The following is a 19,149-nucleotide window of genomic DNA, read 5'->3' as shown; positions in this document are numbered from 1 at the left end:
CTTGGTCGTCTCTGGTTTGTGGAGCTAAACGCACGGAAAAGCGGAGATTAGGCACCATGTTTGGAAAGAACCCCCAAAACGACGAGCAACTTGACCGCTTCGGCAAGCTGGTTTTGCGCGCCGCGGCTGCTGACGAGCAGGAAATTGAAGCAGCTTCGACTGCCCCGTTTCTGTTCACACGCATTCGCGCCCGGATCGACGAAGGGCGGCGCGAACCTTCAACCGGATGGCAATCGTTGCCGCTAATCGCCTGGCGGGCGATCCCCGCGATGGCTTTGATTGCGATGCTGGCGGGCGGCCTGACGATTTGGACGGCGGAATCAAACACGACGCCGGTCGGCTTTGGCATTTTCGAAGAGGCGCTCTCCGATACGACTAACCCCGGGATCGAGCAGGCAGTCCTCAACCAAAATATTTTGTCGCGCGATGACGTGCTCACCATTGTGGTGGAACGTAGCAATCGGGAGAACAAAAAATGACGTTAACAGGTCGAACGACATTGAAGATTTGGTTGGTGCTGGTGGCGGTGTTCCTGCTCGGTTCAGTCACGGGCGCGGCGCTGACCGGCCTGTATCGTTCGCGCGCGAGCGCGGGGCGCAACGGGCGCGATCGCGGCAAGCATGAACAACGGTTCGAGAAGATGCGGCAGGAGCTGAATCTCACCGATCAGCAGGCCACCGACGTGCGCACGATTTTGGATCAGACGCGCAACGATTATCGCGCGCTGCGCGAGGAGCTGCGGCCGCGTTTCGAAACGCCGCGGTTGAATGCCCGCGCAAAGATTCGCGCATTGCTGAACACAGAACAGCAGAAAAAGTTTGACGCGCTTGTGGCTCAGCAGGACGCCGAGCACAAGGCGGAAGAGAAACGGTAAGAACAGTCGATGGAATGTTAATGAACCCGGCCCGGTGAGCGTCTTTTCAGAGGCTGGCAAATGACTTATTCCCTCGATATTTGTGCAACTAACGACACGTTTAGGGCGTAGATGAGATTACTTCCACAGGGGGCAATCTGAACATTGTGAAAAGAACACTTTCATTCATTGGGCTTTTTGTTGTCTTCGCGTTTGCGACCGCGCAAGCCATTTCAATATCACCCCAGCAACCCGGCGACCCGGCCATTACAACCACGAGTGTGAGGGGCAAGGTCACCGAGAAGAACGCGGCCGCAGGCACATTGACCATCAAGACCGACGCGGGTTCGGTGGTGTTGGTTAACACCAGCGAAAAGACGACGTTCGACCGCATGCCCCCGGGCGTAACCGATCGCACGAAAGCCATTAAGACTTCGCTGACTGAGATTACGGTTGGCGACGGCATTTACGCGCGCGGTTTTGTCGCAGCTGATCGCAAATCAGTTCCGGCGCAACAGATTGTTGTCGTCAGTCAATCCGATATCGCGCAGAAGCAGGAAAAGGAACGGATGGAGTGGCGTCGTCGTGGCGTCAGCGGCATTGTCGCTTCCACGAACCCGACGACGAAAGAAGTCACGATCACCAGCCGGGCGTTGATGGGCGGACCACAGTCGGTTGTCATTCCGATCAGCGACAAGACAAAAGTTCTGCGTTACCCGCCTGATTCGATCCCTAAATACAGCGACGCGAAGCGGAGCAGTTTTGAAGAGGTGAAAGTCGGCGATCAATTACGCGCTCTCGGCGACAAAAGCGCCGACGGTTTGCGTTTGACGCCGGAAGAAGTGGTGTTCGGAACATTCAAGATCGCCGGCGGAACAGTTACCGCAGTCGATCCGGCGACGAACACGATTACGATTAACGATCTGCAAACGAAGAAACCGATGACGATCGTGCTCAAGCCTGACACTGTCGTGCGTCGCTTCACCGGAATGATGGGTGGCGGCCCCGGAGGTCCTGGAGGTCCACCGGCAGGAGGCGGCGCGCCACCGGCCGGAGGCACCGCGCCTCCGCAGGGACAGCCTCAAGGGCCCGGCGCGGGACAACGTCCTGGTGGTGGAGGCCCGGCAGGCCCGGGCGGTCCGCCCGCCGGAGGCGGAGGACCGAGCATGGCCGATATGATCGAGCGCCTCCCAACGATTGCCATCACCGAGATCAAAGTTGGCGACATGATCATCATGTCCACTCTGCCGGGCGCGGATCAAACCCGCCTGACGGCAGTGTCAATGGTCACCGGTGTTGAGCCGCTGCTGACGATGCTGGCGCAACGCCAGGCAGCCGGCGGCGGCGGGCAGCCTCGACCCTCGAACGTTGATCTGCAAGGAAACTTTGGCGGCATGTTCGGCGGCGGTGGTCCGTGAGGTTTTTTCGAGTAACTCAACGCGAACGAAATGAGCGCCCCCCTCGCATTTGATTACGCTGCGCTCGCAGTTTTGAAAGAGAATTGATGATGACTAGAAAACTATTAACTTTAATATCTGCATGTCTTCTGACAGTGGCGATTTGCGCAACTGCCAGTGCGCAAACGCGAGCAACTTTGCGCGGTTCGGTCAACGACGAAGTTGGCGCCGTCATTGTTGGCGCCACGGTAACGCTTACTGATGCTTCGGGCGGCGCGCCGAAAACGGCCCAGTCGGGCGCCGATGGCGGTTATGTATTCAACGGCCTCACGCCGGGCAAATACATGATTCACGCTGAAGCGGCCGGCTTCTCAGCGTCTGAGCCGGTTGAGGTCGAAGTCACGACTGCTCGTCGCGATCCGCTCACCCTCACATTGAAAGTCGCCGAGATTGAAAGCGAAGTGAGTGTCGCGGCTGACACGCCGATTAATACCGACGCTGCCAACAACGCCAATCAACAAGTAATCAGCGGCAAGGACCTGGAAGCGCTGCCGGACGATCCGGACGAGCTCGCGGCCGCCTTGCAGGCGCTGGCCGGCCCTTCGATCGGTCCGGGCGGCGGCCAGATTTTCATCGACGGTTTTTCCGGCGCGAACATGCCGCCGAAGGAATCCATTCGCGAGATTCGTATTAACCAGAATCCATTCGCGGCGGAAAACGATCAGCCTTCAGGTCGTGTCGATATTCTGACCCGTCCCGGCACTGACAAGTTCCGCGGCGGCGCCAATTTCAGCTTTACCGATGAAAGCTTGAACTCGCGCAATCCGTTCGCGGTTAGCTCTAGCAAGCGGGCGCCATATCAGATCCGCCGGTACGGCGGCAACGTTAGCGGACCAATTATTAAGAACAAGATGTCGTTCTTTTTCGACATCAACCGGAACGAAGAGGAAGACAACGATCTTATCCGCGCCACGGTCCTCAATGTGAGCGATCCAAATTTCGCGCCGACAGAATTTGGTATTGCCATTCTGTCGCCTCGTGACCGCACCAACTTAGGCATCCGCCTCGAATACGCAATCAACGAGCGGAACACTCTTATCGGGCGCTACAACTTTAATCGGAGCGTCAGTGAAAATCTTGGCTTAGGCAATGGTTTCTCGCTGCCGGTGCGCGCTTACGATGGCGAGAACACTAATCACAACGTACAGTTGACGGAAACTGCCGTGCTGAACGCGACGACGATTAACGAGACGCGTTTTCAGTTCTCGCGAAGCCGGAACCAGTCGTTCGGCAATAACACCATTCCCGTGCTCACCGTCAGTTCGGCATTTGGCGGTTGCGCCATTCCCGACGCCAGCTGCTCGCAGATCGGCCTCGCATCGAACGAGAGAACCAGTTGGGAACTGAACAACTTTACGCAGATGCAGAGGGGCTTGCACACCGTTAAGTTCGGTGGGCGCGTGCGCAATGTAAACATCGACGATATCAGTCCGAATAATTTCGGCGGCAGTTGGTCATTCACCGGCGGCTTTGGCCCGGAGTTTGACGCGGCGAATAATCCATTAGCGGGCACGAACACTTTCCTGACCAGCATTGAACGTTATCGCCGGACGGCGCTGATTTCTGCGCAGGGTTTGACTGCGCAGCAGCAGGCGTATTGCGGCGCTGCGACGGCGGCTCAGTGTATCCGCATCCTGGGTGGGGGCGCTTCCCAGTTCGGCATCAATACGGGGAATCCGTTGGCATCGGTTTCACAGACTGACCTGGCCGTTTATGTGCAGGATGATTGGCGGATCAGGCCCAACTTTACGCTCAGCTACGGACTACGTTACGAGTATCAGACCAACGCCGACAGCAGGTTCAATTTTGCGCCGCGCCTTGGCTTTGCCTGGTCACCCGGCGGCGGCGCTCAATCGACCCGCCCGCCGCAAATGGTCATCCGCGGCGGCATCGGCGTTTTTTACAACCGCTTCAGTGAAGGCCAGACGCTTTTTGCAAATCGCTTCAACGGCACGAATCAAATTCAATATGCGGTTCCTGAATTTATCTTCCGGAATCCCGACGGCTCCGGGCGACCACCCACAGCTGCGGAGCAGGCCGCAAATCCCGCATTTGGCTTACTCAACAACTTCCCGGTGGTACCCACGACCGCGCAGCTCGCGATAGTTCCGGCCACCCAGCAGACCATCTACCGGGTGGACCCGAACCTTCAGACGCCGAATCTTTATCTGATGGGTCTCCAGGTCGAACGTCAGTTGCCCAGAAACATGACGATGTTTCTCGGCGCGTACACGATGCGCATGACTCATGGCATTCGCCTGCGCGATATCAACGCGCCGCTGCCGCCGAACTTTACGACGCGGCCGACACCGGGCGTCGGCGATATCTATCAGTACGAAGGAAGCGGCAAGTTCCGCATGAGCCAGATGTTCATTGGCTTTAACAGCCGCTTGAACCCGAGACTCTCGCTGAACGGCTCATACAACCTGAGCAAAGCGCAGGGTGACATGGATGGATTTGGCGCCACGGGTTTGCCGATGAACTCGTACGATCTTTCGACTGAGTTCGGCCGCACATCAGGAGACGTGCGGCATCGCTTCACCCTGATCGGAACGATTACTCCAGGGTGGTGGGGAATCGTCTTCAATCCGTTCATCATTGCTAACACAGGTCCGCCGTTCAACATTACTACCGGCCAGGATCTCAATCTGGACCGGGCCTTTAACGAGCGGCCCACGTTCGCGCAACTGAACGCGTTTTGCACCGAGAACGCGAGTCGTTGCACGGCTTTTGACTACACAAGAACAGACAATGTGTTCATTCCCCGGAACTATGGACAGAGTCCAGGTTCGGTCGTGGTCAACCTTAATGTGAGCCGCACGTTTACCTTCGGCGGAGAATCTGCGCCCCGCGGTTCGGCGGGTGGTGGTGGCGGCCAACGTGGTGGCGGCGGTCGCAGCGGCCCGTCAATGCCCGGCGGCGGTGGCCAACGTGGTCCCGGCGGCGGTGGCCCTCCGGGCGGCGGCATGATGGTGGGTGGCCCCGGTGGCGGCGGTGCGCCCGGACGCTACTCGCTGAACGTATCGGTAAGCATTCAGAACCTGTTCAATCATGTGAATCTGCGACAACCCGAAGGAAACATATCATCGCCCAACTTTGGCCAGTCGCTCGGCTTATCATTCTTTGGCGGATTTGGCGGATTTGGCGGTGGCGGTTCAGGTGCCGGGAACAGAAGGGTCACCCTCAATCTCAGATTCAATTTCTAGGGACCGCGGCGAATCCGATCAACTTATTTCTGAACTTACGCCTGGCGTGGGCGTAATAAATCCCGGAGCCTTAAGTTTCATCAAAGGCTTCGGGATTCTTTTTTGCCCGAGGCCAAATGTTCTGACGAGAGCCATCTCGCCATTCTCAGGAGAGTCACAATGAAAAAACTCACGTTAAGCCTGTTCCTACTTCTCTTTTCTACTGCGGTAGCCTTCGCGCAGGCGGGCGCCGGCAGCATGCCTGCAGGCAACGGCAATTCAGCTTCTAATGCGAGTGCGGCGATTCCGGCGCCCCCCGCAATTAACGCCAACAGCACTCCAGTCGAACTGGCGCGCGCTGCCCTCGCCGCGCAGGGTGGAGACAAATTCAAGAACGTGAAGAATATTTGGCTGGTCGGGAGCGTTGATCTTTACGCCCCGAACAGTGCGCGGGCGCTTCCCGGGAAGTTTTCGCTGGTAACTGCGGGCCCAAAGATGCGGCTCGACGTAAATGCGGAGCCGGTTTTCCAGTTCAAGCAAATCTACGACGGGCAGCAATCGTTCAGTTCGATGCCCGGTGTGGAAATGCCGCCCGCAGATAGATTCGGTATGCCCGTCCTGGCTAAATATGATCAGCCCGGCTTTACCGTCTCTGGCTTGCCCGACAAAAAGAAGCTGCGCGGATTTCGCATCGTCGATTCCGCCGGCAACACCACCGACTTCTATATCGATCCCACGACGGCTCGCGTTACGCAGTACTTGATTCCGTATGGCAGTTACACCTTCGGCATCGAACACTCGAAGTTCAAAGAATTCGAAGGCGTGCTGGTGGCTATGAGCTTTTCGCAGCGTATAGAATCGACCCAGGGCACGTACTTTGCCGAATACAAAGCTAAGGAAGTGAAAATCAACCAGCCGCTAAACGATGATGTGTTTGTAATTCAGTAAGTCCGATTGAGGAATCAGGTCCGGCGATTGTTAGGCGGCGGCGATGGTGCAGCTATCGTGTGAGGCCGGTTGCCCGAGCTGAAGGAGAACCTCCGTCGAACAGCTCTTTAAGGCGCTCAGCCAGGTATATTTCCGCCGTTTCAAATGGCTGAACAAATATTTCGTGGTCTGGGGTTGTCTGGTCGTTAGCTTGCCGCCAATCAAAGTTTTTCCGGATTAGGTCCTGTGATGCCCTCAGCGGAATGACTAGTTTGGTTGATTCTTCGATGACAGGCTTTTGATCGCGGTAGCGGATCAAAGCATAGTAGAGATGCGCTTGGATGATCAGGATGCGCCACAGGATTGGCCGGGTCTTCGGGTGAAAGTCACAGAATAAGTCAAAGACAATTTCAAATGTTTCATTTATTGGTGAGCCTATCCTTCTCCACTGATCCTCAAATTCCCCGAAGCTCATACATTGTCCGGTCGTATCATTAATAAGAAGACTAACTACTTTATCAAGCCTGCCGGTCGGAATACCTTGCCGCCAATAGACACTCGGATTTGTTTCGCGAAATTTATTCCACCCGGGCTGATTAGGCTCGTACGGCAAATTCGCGAGGTTCCTTACGACAAAGTCATCCGTAAAAGACCACGATAGGTATCTTGCAATTGTGTATAGCGCGTTGATTTGCGGAACTAGACTGAGATCAACCGCGGTCAGTTTTCGCTGCATGAGCTTAATAAAGGTAAGCGGCGCAATGAACTTATACATATTTGAGATCGTGTAATAATGGTCCGGGACGGAAAGCCATCCTCCAGACGAAGTAAGATTTCCGTTTTTAGACTCGCCGGCGAGGCCGGATATACGGTAAAGCGTATCTTCGCCTTTTTCAGTTAACTGGAACAATAGTGGCTCAATCTCTTTGTAAAGGCGTTGGCGCGCTTCATATTCGTAGTCCCTACGCGCTCTTTTCTCAGCATTCTCATCCTCAAAGCCTGATCTAATTGCTTCAAGTTCTTTCTGAAAAGATTGCCTCTTAACCTCAATCTGTACGTCGAATTCCTGCTTCTTCTCGGCGAGCAATGCATCGACTGCCTTCATCTCGCGTTGGAGTCTTACGGACTCTTTTTGACTCCTGCGGGTGATAATGACATTTACGACGGCTCCAATTAATGAGATTAGTGCCGCGCCGATCGCGCCAATCACAGCAATCCAACCAACGGTAATCTTAGTAGCGGAGTCTTCAGCACCTTGAAACATGGCTTATGGTTCCTCTCATTCGAGCTTCCGCAATTGGCGCGTCGGCCGCACAACGTCGTTGCGGATTGCGCGGCATTAATTCGCTAATTCGCCGACTACCACACCAACGATGAAGTAGACGCAGCCTGCGACGACTATGTTTAATCCAGCGGAAGGCATGCTAGCGGGCGGGCGGTGCCGACATTATCCAAACGTCGCCTGATTCTTTCCAACTATCAGGACGGCCTGTCTTGCCTCCATAAATCCAGAGCTTACCGTTGAAGACCACGCTATGCTCGGCGCTGCGTGTCGTCCAGGGAGCGTGAGCAAAAGCCGTCTGCCATGTTTGGCCGTCGGTCGAATACCACACGTCATTGCGCTCAAGGCCGCCGAAGATCCACATCTTTCCGTCGAAAACCAAACCGCCGTTGCCCCGACGCGCTGTCCAAGCGGCGGCGGCTGTGGCCTGCGTCCATGTTTTCCCGTCCGCAGAAGACCAGACGTCACGCCGGCCTTCGCCGCCTATCACCCATATCCTGTTTCCGAAGCTAAATGCTAAGAGTCCGTCTCGCGCATCCCAAGCGGCGCGGGCCGTCACCTGCGTCCAGTTGACTCCGTCGGTCGATGACCATACGTCATTGAAAAACTGCGTCGGGGTCTGATCCAATCGACCTGAGCTCATGGCTCCGCCGATCAGCCACATCTTGTTATCAAAAACCAGAAGCTGATGATTGCGTCTCGGCGCCCACGGCGCATGCGGCATTGCCAGTTTCCAATCGCGTCCGTCGGTCGAATACCACACGTCGTTCTTGAACTTGTCCCAGGATTGCATCCCGCCCGTCATCCACATCTTGTTGTCGAAGAAGACGTGGACCATCCCATGTCGCTCGCCCCAATCAGTCTTCGGCTGGGAGGTCCAGTTGATCCCGTCCGCCGAAGACCAAACCTCTTTCCAACCGATGATGAACAGCTTGTCGAAAGCGGCGAGGGGAACAAGCGCCATGGCCCATTGGCCTGGCGCGCAACCGCTCTCCTGAAAACAACCCTTGCCCGACTCAATTACACGTCGCCATTGATAATTCTGTACTGAGGAACCGGGTTCGCCGGTTTCGCGGGTACAGGCCGACGTCGACGGAGCACTCAGCAATAAGACGCTCAGAAGGAGATGAGTTACTTTGAAGTGTTTCATGAAAAGTGTGCAGTGTGATTTGCTCACCTTACGCTGGCAAAGTATTTCACCAGGCAAGTTCCCGTGAACTCAATAATTTCCTGAAAACCCGTAGGAAACTGCGCAAGGTATTCATTCAGCCCTTCGAACGTATCCGGATGCCTGTCCATCCCGAGGACGTGCCATAAGGTGTCCCATGTCTCGTACTGCGACAAATCTGCCGATTCCGCGTCGCGAATGAAACAAGTCGACCCGTCTCGGGGAGAATACGGTATGGCGATGATCTTGTCGGACACTGAGAAGAAGCAGACCTCGGTGTCATCAAATCCGCTCCCCGCGCGCGTTTCCCTAATTCGGACCGCACCGATGTCACGCAGCTGTTTGCCGATCAGCGCCCAAACATCTTCACAAAACCCGCCCTCACCTGCTAACGACGGGTCCCAAGGTTCTCGTCCCATAAATCAAAACCGCATGACGTCAGAATCGGGCAGGCAAGTGCGATTTCAAGTTCGCAATTCCGGGGGCTGTCTAATCGACTCCAGGACTCTTCCCTGCCAAGGATGTCAATTTTTACACGACTTTTCTTGAATTGAGTATAGCGGGGATTCGCATTGCGGTCGTAACGGCCGGCAAAGTACCGGCGCGCGATTACTCCCACGAATCGGCTGCGATTTGCTAACGCTAGCGAATCCGCGCGGTGAAACCGACACTGCCGATGTTGTTGGGTGATGTCTGGCTGAGATTGCCGGCGAAGCTCCAGCGAATATTCGTAACGTTTCGATCGTAACCTGCGGGCGCGCCGCCTCCGCCACTCACCGGCGTGTAGGTCCACGTCGTGCCTCCGTCATTTGAATACGAGAAAGTGGCGACGAGGCCGCTGGTGCCGGGAGCGCTGGTCATCGAACCGACTTTGAAATCGACGTTGTTAAATACTCGCTCGAGCGGATCCACGTTCGCGGGATTCGGATCGATGATGATGAAGCTTTGCGCTGCCATTCCCCCGCTGTTTGTATAAGTAACTGTGTAAGCGAGATCCGTCCCGGGGACTTGAACGCCACTCGGACTGACACTCTTCACCAGACTGATGTTTGGCGGGCTGGCGTTGATGGTGGTCGGGTCACTGGCGCTGTTGTTCGACGCGTTGACCTCACCGCCACCGGAAACGCTCGCGGTGTTGGTAACGCTCGCGGGTGCGTTCGCGGCCACGTTTACTGTCAGAGTGATTACCGGATAACTCGATCCGGCGGCCAACGCTTCGCTGCGCGTGCATGTCAGAGTACCTAACACGCAGCTCCAGCCCGTACCCGCCATGGCGGTCGCGGTTAAGCCTGCCGGCAAAGTATCAGTAACGGTGACAACGCCGCTGGTGGCCCCGGCGCCGGAATTCGTCACGGTAATTGAGTAGGTCGCGCCCGTCTGACCCTGGCTGAAATTACCAGTGTGCGATTTGACGATCGTTAAATCCGCAACCTGATTGATGGTCGTCGGATCACTCGCCGTGTCGTTGGTCGTATTTGTTTGGCCACCACCGGACACTGAAACCGCGTTGGTTACACTTGACGGGGCGTTGAGTGCGACATTCACGGTCAGGGTAATCGCCGGATAGCTTGCGCCTGCGGCCAGTGCGTTACTGCGGGTGCAGGTGAGCGTGGCCAACACGCATGTCCAACCGGTGCCGCTGATCGCTGTTGCAGTAAGGCCAGCAGGCAAAGTGTCAGTCACGGTTACAGTTCCGCTGGTGGCCGCGAAGCCTGAGTTAGTGGCGGTAAGGGTGTAGGTCGCGCCGGTCTGGCCCTGCGTAAAGTTTCCTGTGTGCGACTTCGCAATCGTCATGTCGGGCAGCTGGTTAATTGTCGTCGGATCAGTCGCCGAGTCATTGCTGGTGTTAGTTTGCCCACCCCCGGAAACACTCACTGAGTTGGTAACACTTGCAGGAGCATTGTTGGCCACATTCACCGTTACCGTGATCACTGGATAGCTCGCACCGGCCGCAAGCACGGTATTGCGCGTACAAGTTAAGGTTCCCAGCACGCAGCTCCAGCCGGTGCCGCTGATCGCCGTCGCCGTCAATCCGGCTGGGAGCGTGTCCGTGACTGAAACTAACGCCGTAGTCGCGGCTGAACCTGAATTAGTAACGGTGAGGGAATAAGTAGCGCCGGTCTGGCCCTGAGTGAAGTTACCGGTGTGGCTCTTGGCGACGGTTAAGTCGGGAAGTTGATTGATTGTAGTGGCGTCGGTCGCAGTGTTATTTGCCGTATTACTCTCGCCGCCGCCGGACACTGAGACTGAGTTAATCACGCTCGCGGGCGCATTATTGGCCACGTTTACCGTCAACGTGATAACCGGATAGCTTGCGCCTGCAGCCAGCGCGTTACTGCGGGTGCAGGTGAGGGTGGCCAACACGCATGTCCAACCGGTGCCGCTCATCGCAGTCGCCGTCAGGCCAGTAGGCAAAGTGTCAGTCACGGTTACTGTTCCGCTGGTCGCTGCGAAACCTGAGTTAGTCGCGGTGAGGGTGTAGGTCGCGCCGGTCTGTCCCTGGGTAAAGTTGCCCGTGTGACTCTTGGCGATCGTCAGGTCAGGCAACTGGTTAATTGTCGTCGGATCAGTTGCTGAGTCATTAGTCGTATTCGTTTGTCCACCCCCGGAAACACTCACTGAGTTGGTGACGCTGGCCGCAGCATTGTTGGCCACGTTCACCGTTACCGTGATCACTGGATAGCTTGCACCGGCAGCCAGCGCGTTGGCGCGGGTACAGGTCAGCGTGGCCAGCACGCATGTCCAACCGGTCCCGCTGATCGCTGTTGCAGTAAGGCCAGCAGGCAAAGTGTCAGTCACGGTTACAGTTCCGCTGGTGGCCGCGAAGCCTGAGTTTGTGGCGGTAAGGGTGTAGGTCGCGCCGGTTTGGCCTTGGGTGAAATTGCCGCTGTGACTCTTCGCAATCGTCATGTCAGGCAACTGCGTGATCGTGGTGGCATCCGTAGCCGTATTGTTCGAGGTGTTGGTTTCTCCTCCGCCTGAAACTGCCACCGAATTGGTCACACTCGAAGCGGCATTGTTGGCCACGTTGACCGTCAGCGTGATCACCGGATAGCTGGCTCCAGCAGCAAGCGCATCACTGCGCGTGCACGTCAACGTGCCCAACACGCAAGTCCAGCCCGTGCCGCTGATCGCAGTAGCCGTCAGACCGGCCGGCAAGGTATCAGTCACTGAAACCGCCGCGCTGGTCGGCGCAGATCCGGAATTGGTCGCGGTGATCGAGTAAGTCGCCCCGGTTTGTCCCTGCGTGAAGTTGCCGATGTGGGTCTTCGCAATTGTCATGTCCGGCGGGGCAATGGTTACCGAAGCGGTCGCCGGAGCGTTGTCCGCGGTGCTTTGGGTGGTATCGATCTGAAATTCGTTTACATGAGCGATCGCTGAATTGGCGTAAGTGCCCGGCGTATTGGGCATCACCATCTGATAGGTAAGGTCCCGGGTGGTCCCCCCCGGCACTACAAAACTGCCGGTCCATGTCCGGGTTGAACCTGCCGCCACCGGATTAGAAATCGACGCGCCATTGAAAGTTGAAGAGCCCGAAACATAAGTCGGCGTCGCCGGGCTGGTGGGCGGAGTGTCAACAAAATCGGTGAGCGTGTAACTAGCCGACCCGCTATTCGTGACCCGCAGCGTGTAAGTAACTGTCGCTCCCGCGGTCGGGTTCGTTGGATTCGCAATCTTGGTCAACGTAAGCGGTGGAGGAAGCGCCGTGATGGAAATGACCGTGGTTCCGTAATCGCTGTTGTAGTGATAACTGCTGCCTGAGAAATCGACAATTGCAGTGCCCGCCGTGGTCGTGCCCGTCGACAGGACTTTGACCGTGTAAGTGGTCACTACATTGCCGCCTGCTTTTCCGCCCGGGTACTGGTCCGGGCCCACACAATCACGATAGTTGGCACTGAGGGGATTATTTTCCCAACCACAAGCATCAGCATAAAACTTGTTATTAGTACCTCCGCTCGGCGCCGTGTAGGTCGTGGCAATTGATAGGACCTGGAAGATTATATTCGGGAGCTCGAGAAAGGCCTGAAGTTGCTCGTATCCGCCGGTGGCCGTGCTGGCGTTGACTGTGTACTGGTAAGTCTGACCGACATAGACGGTGGTCGGTCCGGTGATCGAGTTCACGGAATTTCGATTCTGCGAAATGATCTTTTCCACATAGATTTCCCGGGGCGTCGGCGTGGTCACGGAAGACACTCCGTCGCCGGTAACCGTTATGTGGTACCTGCGAAAATTGTCATACGCAGCGCTGCTCCGCGTGACCGCCACCGTGAAATAGATATCGGTACACGCGCCCGCCGCCAGGGTTTGCACGTTAATGGTGCTCGGTCCGCTTAGATTGATATAGATATCGGAACTGTCCCAAACAAAGTTGCCGGTAACGTTGGTCACGGGTGCGCTCCCGGTGTTGCAAACGCGCACCCCCACGGGGTACGCGGCCGGACCGGTGCTTACGTTGTTGCTGTCCAGACCGATGACGTTCCATGTCGTTGGTTGAACGGTGATCCCCGCGTAGGCGGCGCTCACAGACCAGACTCCAAAAAACAACACCAGCAACAACGCCCGGACAGCAAGCTTACCGGGACGCTTAGCTATGAAACTGGTCGCTGGTTGTTTTCTCATTTGAGAGTAATCGTGAGGGTCACTTCTTAGGCTGAGGCTGAGGCTGAGACGAAGAGTCACTGCCCGCCAAACCCGCTTTCGACGTGCCGAATAGATCGAACAGGTTGAAGAGCTTCGTGCTGATGGTGAAGTAGAAGCCACGCCGCGTGGGAAGTACGCGCGCGCCTTCAGGTTCGCTGACGGCGGTAAAGTTATAGCCGCCGCCCAAACGCAGATCAGGCATGGCCCAGAAGCCCATTTCGGTGGCGTAGGTCGAGCGCATCGTATGAGAAGACGGTTGGAACAGCGCGCGAGTTTCAAAGGCCAGATCCATCCGTTGCGTAAGCAGATACTGCGCGCGCGCCTGCGTCAGGTACGACAGGTTCGAGACGAACGGAAGCTCGGGCTGGCCGTTGCCGGTGAAGCGTAGCGAGAACCGGCCGTAGAGTTCGAGCCGCTTAGTCAGCTGCTCGTAAGCGTCGGTCGAAAGCGAGTCGATCCGATCGCGCGTCGGCTCGCCATTATTAACCGACAACTGATTCAGCGATCGGTGTGTGTAGGTAAACAGCAATCCGCGTCGATCCGAATCGATGGGACGAAACGCCAGGGCCGCCGTCGCGTCGAAAGCCGAGTTGTCGCTCTGGCCAAACGCGCCCCGTGACCACTGAATCCGCGCGAGCGCAGTCACGCCTTCCTGCACCCGGCCGGCCGCGCCGGCGGCAAACAATTGGCCGTTGCCGTTGCGATCTCGAAATTCGTAACGCGCGTTGGCGCGGAAGTCTTCGGTCGGCTGCCAGCCAAAACCGAGGGTCGCGCTGTTGAAGCTTTCGTTCGGGCCAGTCAGATGGAAGCCGCGCTCGAAACCGAGCTCGAGCGAGAACTCTTTCGTCAGCGGTAGCCGATTTTGCAATCCAATCACCGCGAAACTGTCCGTGCCGCTGATTCCATTCTCCAGTTGATACCGGCCGACCATCGAGGTGTATTTGCCGAACCGCGTTTCGATTCCAAACGCCGTCTCGCGGCGGGCCGAGGTGAAAGCGAAACCTGTGTTCGTGTAGTCGCCAATCGGCGTGATGGTTCCCGAAGCCAGTCGCTGCGTGAAGAACAACTTGGTTAACGAGCTCATTTGATAGGTCGCGCCGAGAGTCGTCTGGTTCGGATAGCTGGGATCGGCTTCACCGAGGTTTTGTTCGCGCTTCACCGTCAACTGCAGTTTGTCAGTTACCTTCACTTCCGCGCCCGCCGTCACCAGGTTCGAGTCTACCTCGCGGTTGTTCAGATCGTCGGAAAACGAGCGATGGTCAAAGCCGAATTGCAGACGCACGCGTTCATGCAGCGTTTGCTCCCAGGCCGCAGAAAACGTCACGCGGCTGTTGTCCACGTTCTCAGTCTTGTTGTCTTCGCTGGTAAATCCAAGCTTTAAGAGCGAGTTGGCCAGCGGCTTCATTTCCAGGTTCACTTCACCGCGACGTGAGCCGGGAGTGACGGTGCCGCCGAACGGATTGAAGAATCCGGCCGACGCGCTGAGGAAGCGGCCGCGCACAACCGCGCTGGCAAACGGCAGCGGCTGCTGCAAAGCGACTTGATAAGCACTGCCGTTGTGCGTCGATTCGTCAGAATTAAAAACGTTTCCGGTGCCGACAACTTCACCGTTGCTCATCGCCCAGGCCATCTGCAATAAACCTTTGCCCGGCAGTTTCTTTTCCGCGTCAAATCCGGCGAGGAAGAAGTTTCCCTCGTTGGACTGCGTCTGCATGACTGCCGACAGACCGAGCTTCAATCCGATCGACTTGAAGTTCTTATGCGCGCGCGCAGTGTACACAGCACTGTTCATCGAGTTCGCGCGGTGCTCGTAAGTGACGACGATCTGCTTCAGGTTCAGCAGTTGATCGAACGTCGAAATGTAGCGCAGGAAGAAGATCTGACCCGTCACCGGATCGAGATTGTAATCAATTCCCCGCGTCAGCGTCTCGCGCGAGATAACGACTTCCGGATTGCGCCGATCGCGGGTTTCGAACATGACATTCTCGGAGCCCGGCAGAATCTCACTACTCGAGAGTTGCAGGATGCCGAGGCTGCCCGCCGCGAATACATCGCGCGCGAACGCGGTGTCGGGGCGCGCGCCGGTCAAAGTTATGCCGTCTCCGGCTGAGTTTTCGAGATGAAGCTTCACACCGGTCAGCTTCCGGCCGTAACCCATTAGGGGCGCGTTCATGTCGGCTTCGAAATCGCCGAACATCAGGTACGAACGCTTGCGATCGATGCGCGCGTAAAGCTTAGAATTGGTCTGCGCGGCCTCAAAGCGCGTCGATGAATCGCCGAACAGCGGATACACGCGGTCATTCGGATCGAGCTGGAACAAACGATCACGTCCGGCAGTGCGATTGATCGGACGGTGCGAATCGTACGACAGCGTCAGCATGTTGTCGCCAAAAAGTCTGCCGCTAAAGAAAAAGCTGAGACGGCTGCGGAAGTTTCCTTCTTCGCGCCGCAAGCCAACTTCCGGGATGCCTTTGCCGAAACTCATCTCGGCCATCCCAACGAGCATTCGCGGACGAACTTCTGCGGTGATGCGCACCAGGCCTTCAGCTTCCGCCAGCCCGGTGGTTGCGCGTAGCTTGGCATCACCCGGGGCGCCGGCACTGACGAGCTTAACGGTCGCAACGCCGCCCTGGAATTTCATAAGCATTGGGGCGCGAGTCTTGTTCTTATCAAGCGTCGCTGTTGCATCTTTGCCGGTTGCAGCATCGACGTTTCGCACCAGTTCGCCAAGTGAAGTCTCCACGCCGACGTCGCCATCGGAAGCGGGATTACCCCACTCATCCAGCGCGCTGATGCGCACAATTGTCGAATCTGAACCGCCGGCCTGAATCTCAGTTTTCTCAGTCGCGATCTCCAGACGACGCGCCGGGCCGCGACCCATCACCACGATTTCCTGCGGCTGTCCGGCGGAACCATCGGCCGCGATCGGAGTAACGATCAGCTTGTTCGGTCCGGGACGTACGTTGAGGCCGACAAAAGTGAAGCCTGTGATCTTGTTCTTATTATCCACGCGACGCTTGCCGATATTCTTGTCCGAAACTTCTTCGCCATTGATCTCGATCTTCACGGTCGAGTTGATTTCGACTTCGGCTTCGACTTCGAGCGCCGGCGCCATGACCACGCTGTTCGGCTTCGGCGAAACAACGCGGACCGTACCCGCCGGCACCGGCGCGAGGTCTTCGGTCGAAGCGAACTCGTAGGTGCCAGGGGTTGTTGGCGCGCCGGCATCCTTGCCGGTCCCATTTGATCCCGTCGCTACCGCTCCGGGTGCTGACGCGGGTTCTGTTGAAGCTTGAGTGCTTGACCCACCCGCTGACGCAGGCGGTTCTGACTTAAGTGGGCCAGTCTCAATCAAGGCGAAGTTCTGTCGCAGCAAACCACCGCCGCCAACCGGCGTGCGCAGCAGCCGCGTCCAGCTCTTTCCGGAATAGCGACCACCATCAGAGAGTGCGTAATGCGAAGGCAGGCTGACAGGATCGAGTGAAACGACGATCGAGCCGTCGTTCAACGCCGGGAAATTGTAGAGGCCTTCCGAGTCGGTGATTACTGATTGACCGTTATTGAGATAAAGGCGGACGCCCGGCGATGGCCGATCACCGTCATCAAACTGGCCGTTCTGGTTCGTGTCAACAAACACGCGGCCGAGCAACACCTGACGCGCGGAAAAGACACCGGCGGCCACAAAGACGGTGGCGCGAGCCTGAGAACTGGTCGTGCGTTCACCCGACGGGAACGAGCCCGAAGCTACCGCCACGTTTTCGCGATCACCTTCGCCGGCATTCGCGCCGATACGCACGCGGTACAGCAGCTTCGCCGTTGAACCTGAAGGCAAATCGCCAATCGTAAATAAAAGCGTCGAGCCATTCACCTGCGGTTCGATCGATTGCTGGGGAGACGCGCCCATCGAAAGCAGAGCCGAGCCTTCGGCGTAATGGAAAGACTCAGGCAGGCGATCTTCGACGGTAACATTGCTGAGTGTGGCTGCGGTCGGGTTATGAACTTCGACTCGATAGGTCACGATGTCGCCGATTTCCACGCGCGCGCGATCGGCTGATTTGATCACCTGCAGCCCTCTGGCTTCGAACATCGGAATGTTCATCACGAGCGCGGCAAGGTCTTCGATGGTGATGTCGTTGCGGACGAGGACAAACGCTGAGTCCGCCAATTCCTGTCCGTCAACGGCGTGCGCAGTCAGGTCGAACAAACCGTTGTGCGTCGGCCGCAACGTCAGCTTAATCATCCGCGTCAGGAATCCGGGCGCGGAGATTTTCATGAAATAGATTGTTTCGCCGGCTATCGCTTCCGATGACAACTTGAAGCTGAAGTGTCCGGCGGCGTCGGTAGCAAACGGATTGACGTTCGCACCATTTGGCACAAAGCCGCTGTTTGGCGGCAACGTCACCAGATTCAGGCCGTCTGCGTCGGCAAATAACTCGATGCGTGCTCCCGCGATCGGCGCTGAGCTGCCGCCCCGGGCCGCAAACACCAGCCCCAAAGGATCGGCTACCACCACGGCATCGGCTGTCTGCACGGGCGTTGCGTTGTCGGCAGTGAAGCTCGCGTTGTTAACCACGCCGACGCCGGCCGGGACGCCGTTGGCCAGGCGCGCATTGAAAGTTATGCGAAAAGCTTCCGCGGGATTCACTCTCGGGAGGCGTATCTGAATCGTATTATTTACGACTGATCCTTCGTCAGCGTCGATGGCGTCCGATACCAGGTTGTCGTTGAGTCTCAATGAACTCGGGACGTATTCAATTGTCGGTGGCAACTGGTCGCTCATCACCACGTTGCGCGCCGCTGTATCGCCGCTGTTGCGGAACGCGATCGTGTAAGTGAACTGAGTACCCAGGCTTACCACAGCCTGCGGACCGCCGTTCACGACTTTGCTCGGGGGCAGGCTCGCGTTGACCGGATCAGTCACCCGAGCGCCAGAACCGACCGCGTTGATGATCGTGCCTGCGTCTTCGTTGCGGCCGTTGACCGCGCCGCTGGCAGTAGACCGCGCGGTGATGGAAATCGAGAGCGTGCTCTGCGCCGCGACGTCATTCGTCTCGATGACGGCCAGCACGCTAACGCAGCCGTTGGGCGCGAGCTGTGGCGATACGGATTGGTTGAGCGTAATCAGCTCGTCTCCAGTGCTCACCGTGCCGCTGCCATCGTTGTCGAAGTACAGTGCAGTGATTACTGCCGGCGGACTGATGCTGCTCTGCGTCAGCGTGACGCGATCGGGCGTGTTGCCGGTGTTGCAGACGCGAAAAGCACGCGTGACTTGCTCGCGCGGGCCGACAGTCTCAGACGGCGTCGTCTCGTCAGGCGTGACTGTAATGCTCGCGACGGCAACGATCGTCAGCGTGACGGTCTCTGAAACGGTCTCGAATGTTTCACCCGTCTCGTCGCTGTAGGTCGCGCGCGCCTGGTTCGTGATTACCGAGCCCCCGGGAGTTGAGCCCTCGAAAACTCGCGCCCACGAACTGCTCGCAGCTCCGAACACCAGCGCAACAACCGCGGCGATCAGTTTGATTTTTGCTCGTGAGAATTTCACTTCTTTAATGTGCTTGAAGCGGCCCGCCGGTTCGCCCACCATTTCAGGCTTCGTAACCGGCGCGCCGCTTCGCAAAGGGCAAGGGGCGATTGCT

10 protein-coding genes are annotated in these 19,149 nt (G+C 57.2%); 5 read left to right on the top strand and 5 right to left on the bottom strand.

The features are described from left to right. Positions 1-56: 56 nt before the first annotated feature. The 5 genes from VFX97_00785 to VFX97_00765 all read left to right on the top strand — a co-directional run bounded on the left by VFX97_00785 (position 57) and on the right by VFX97_00765 (position 6,443). Positions 57-479 (top strand): hypothetical protein, encoded by a 423-nt coding sequence (locus tag VFX97_00785; GenBank protein ID HEX5701734.1) that lies wholly within the window; start codon positions 57-59, stop codon positions 477-479. Next, positions 476-874: a hypothetical protein gene (locus VFX97_00780; protein HEX5701733.1), complete on the top strand. Its 399-nt coding sequence runs from the start codon at positions 476-478 to the stop codon at positions 872-874. The genes VFX97_00785 and VFX97_00780 overlap by 4 nt, the downstream gene beginning before the upstream one ends. A 146-nt stretch (positions 875-1,020) precedes the next feature. After that, positions 1,021-2,271 (top strand): hypothetical protein, encoded by a 1,251-nt coding sequence (locus VFX97_00775; protein ID HEX5701732.1) that lies wholly within the window; start codon positions 1,021-1,023, stop codon positions 2,269-2,271. An 89-nt stretch (positions 2,272-2,360) separates the two neighbouring features. Then, positions 2,361-5,516: a carboxypeptidase regulatory-like domain-containing protein gene (locus tag VFX97_00770; protein ID HEX5701731.1), complete on the top strand. Its 3,156-nt coding sequence runs from the start codon at positions 2,361-2,363 to the stop codon at positions 5,514-5,516. Between the two features lie 159 nt (positions 5,517-5,675). Then, entirely contained in the window at positions 5,676-6,443 is a 768-nt protein-coding gene (locus VFX97_00765; GenBank protein ID HEX5701730.1) for a hypothetical protein, read from the top strand. 52 nt (positions 6,444-6,495) lie between these two features. Here VFX97_00765 and VFX97_00760 read toward each other — a convergent pair whose 3' ends face one another. The 5 genes from VFX97_00760 to VFX97_00740 form a co-directional block, all read right to left on the bottom strand. After that, the gene (locus tag VFX97_00760; GenBank protein HEX5701729.1) at positions 6,496-7,686 is read right to left on the bottom strand and encodes a hypothetical protein; all 1,191 of its coding nucleotides are present in this window, start codon (positions 7,684-7,686) and stop codon (positions 6,496-6,498) included. Between the two features lie 160 nt (positions 7,687-7,846). After that, a complete protein-coding gene (locus VFX97_00755; protein HEX5701728.1) occupies positions 7,847-8,854 on the bottom strand; it encodes a hypothetical protein in 1,008 nt (335 codons plus the stop codon). A gap of 23 nt (positions 8,855-8,877) precedes the next feature. Then, the gene (locus VFX97_00750; protein ID HEX5701727.1) at positions 8,878-9,291 is read right to left on the bottom strand and encodes a hypothetical protein; all 414 of its coding nucleotides are present in this window, start codon (positions 9,289-9,291) and stop codon (positions 8,878-8,880) included. 223 nt (positions 9,292-9,514) lie between these two features. Next, on the bottom strand, positions 9,515-13,492 hold the full coding sequence (locus VFX97_00745) for a hypothetical protein (protein ID HEX5701726.1): 3,978 nt from the start codon (positions 13,490-13,492) through the stop codon (positions 9,515-9,517). A gap of 19 nt (positions 13,493-13,511) precedes the next feature. Further along, complete coding sequence (locus VFX97_00740) at positions 13,512-19,055, bottom strand: hypothetical protein (protein HEX5701725.1); 5,544 nt, start codon at positions 19,053-19,055, stop codon at positions 13,512-13,514. Between the last annotated feature and the right edge of the window lie 94 nt (positions 19,056-19,149).

It is taken from the genome of Pyrinomonadaceae bacterium, assembly GCA_036277115.1.
Taxonomy (GTDB): Bacteria; Acidobacteriota; Blastocatellia; order Pyrinomonadales; family Pyrinomonadaceae; genus UBA11740.
This window is presented reverse-complemented; position numbering and strand designations above follow the sequence as displayed.

What these genes read in the sequence shown, in the direction of transcription:
- VFX97_00785 (HEX5701734.1), top strand. Translation starts at nt 57, where the DNA reads ATGTTTGGAAAGAACCCCCAAAACGACGAGCAACTTGACCGCTTCGGC.
- VFX97_00780 (HEX5701733.1), top strand. Translation starts at nt 476, where the DNA reads ATGACGTTAACAGGTCGAACGACATTGAAGATTTGGTTGGTGCTGGTG.
- VFX97_00770 (HEX5701731.1), top strand. Translation starts at nt 2,361, where the DNA reads ATGACTAGAAAACTATTAACTTTAATATCTGCATGTCTTCTGACAGTG.
- VFX97_00765 (HEX5701730.1), top strand. Translation starts at nt 5,676, where the DNA reads ATGAAAAAACTCACGTTAAGCCTGTTCCTACTTCTCTTTTCTACTGCG.
- VFX97_00760 (HEX5701729.1), bottom strand. Translation starts at nt 7,686, where the DNA reads ATGTTTCAAGGTGCTGAAGACTCCGCTACTAAGATTACCGTTGGTTGG.
- VFX97_00755 (HEX5701728.1), bottom strand. Translation starts at nt 8,854, where the DNA reads ATGAAACACTTCAAAGTAACTCATCTCCTTCTGAGCGTCTTATTGCTG.
- VFX97_00750 (HEX5701727.1), bottom strand. Translation starts at nt 9,291, where the DNA reads ATGGGACGAGAACCTTGGGACCCGTCGTTAGCAGGTGAGGGCGGGTTT.
- VFX97_00745 (HEX5701726.1), bottom strand. Translation starts at nt 13,492, where the DNA reads ATGAGAAAACAACCAGCGACCAGTTTCATAGCTAAGCGTCCCGGTAAG.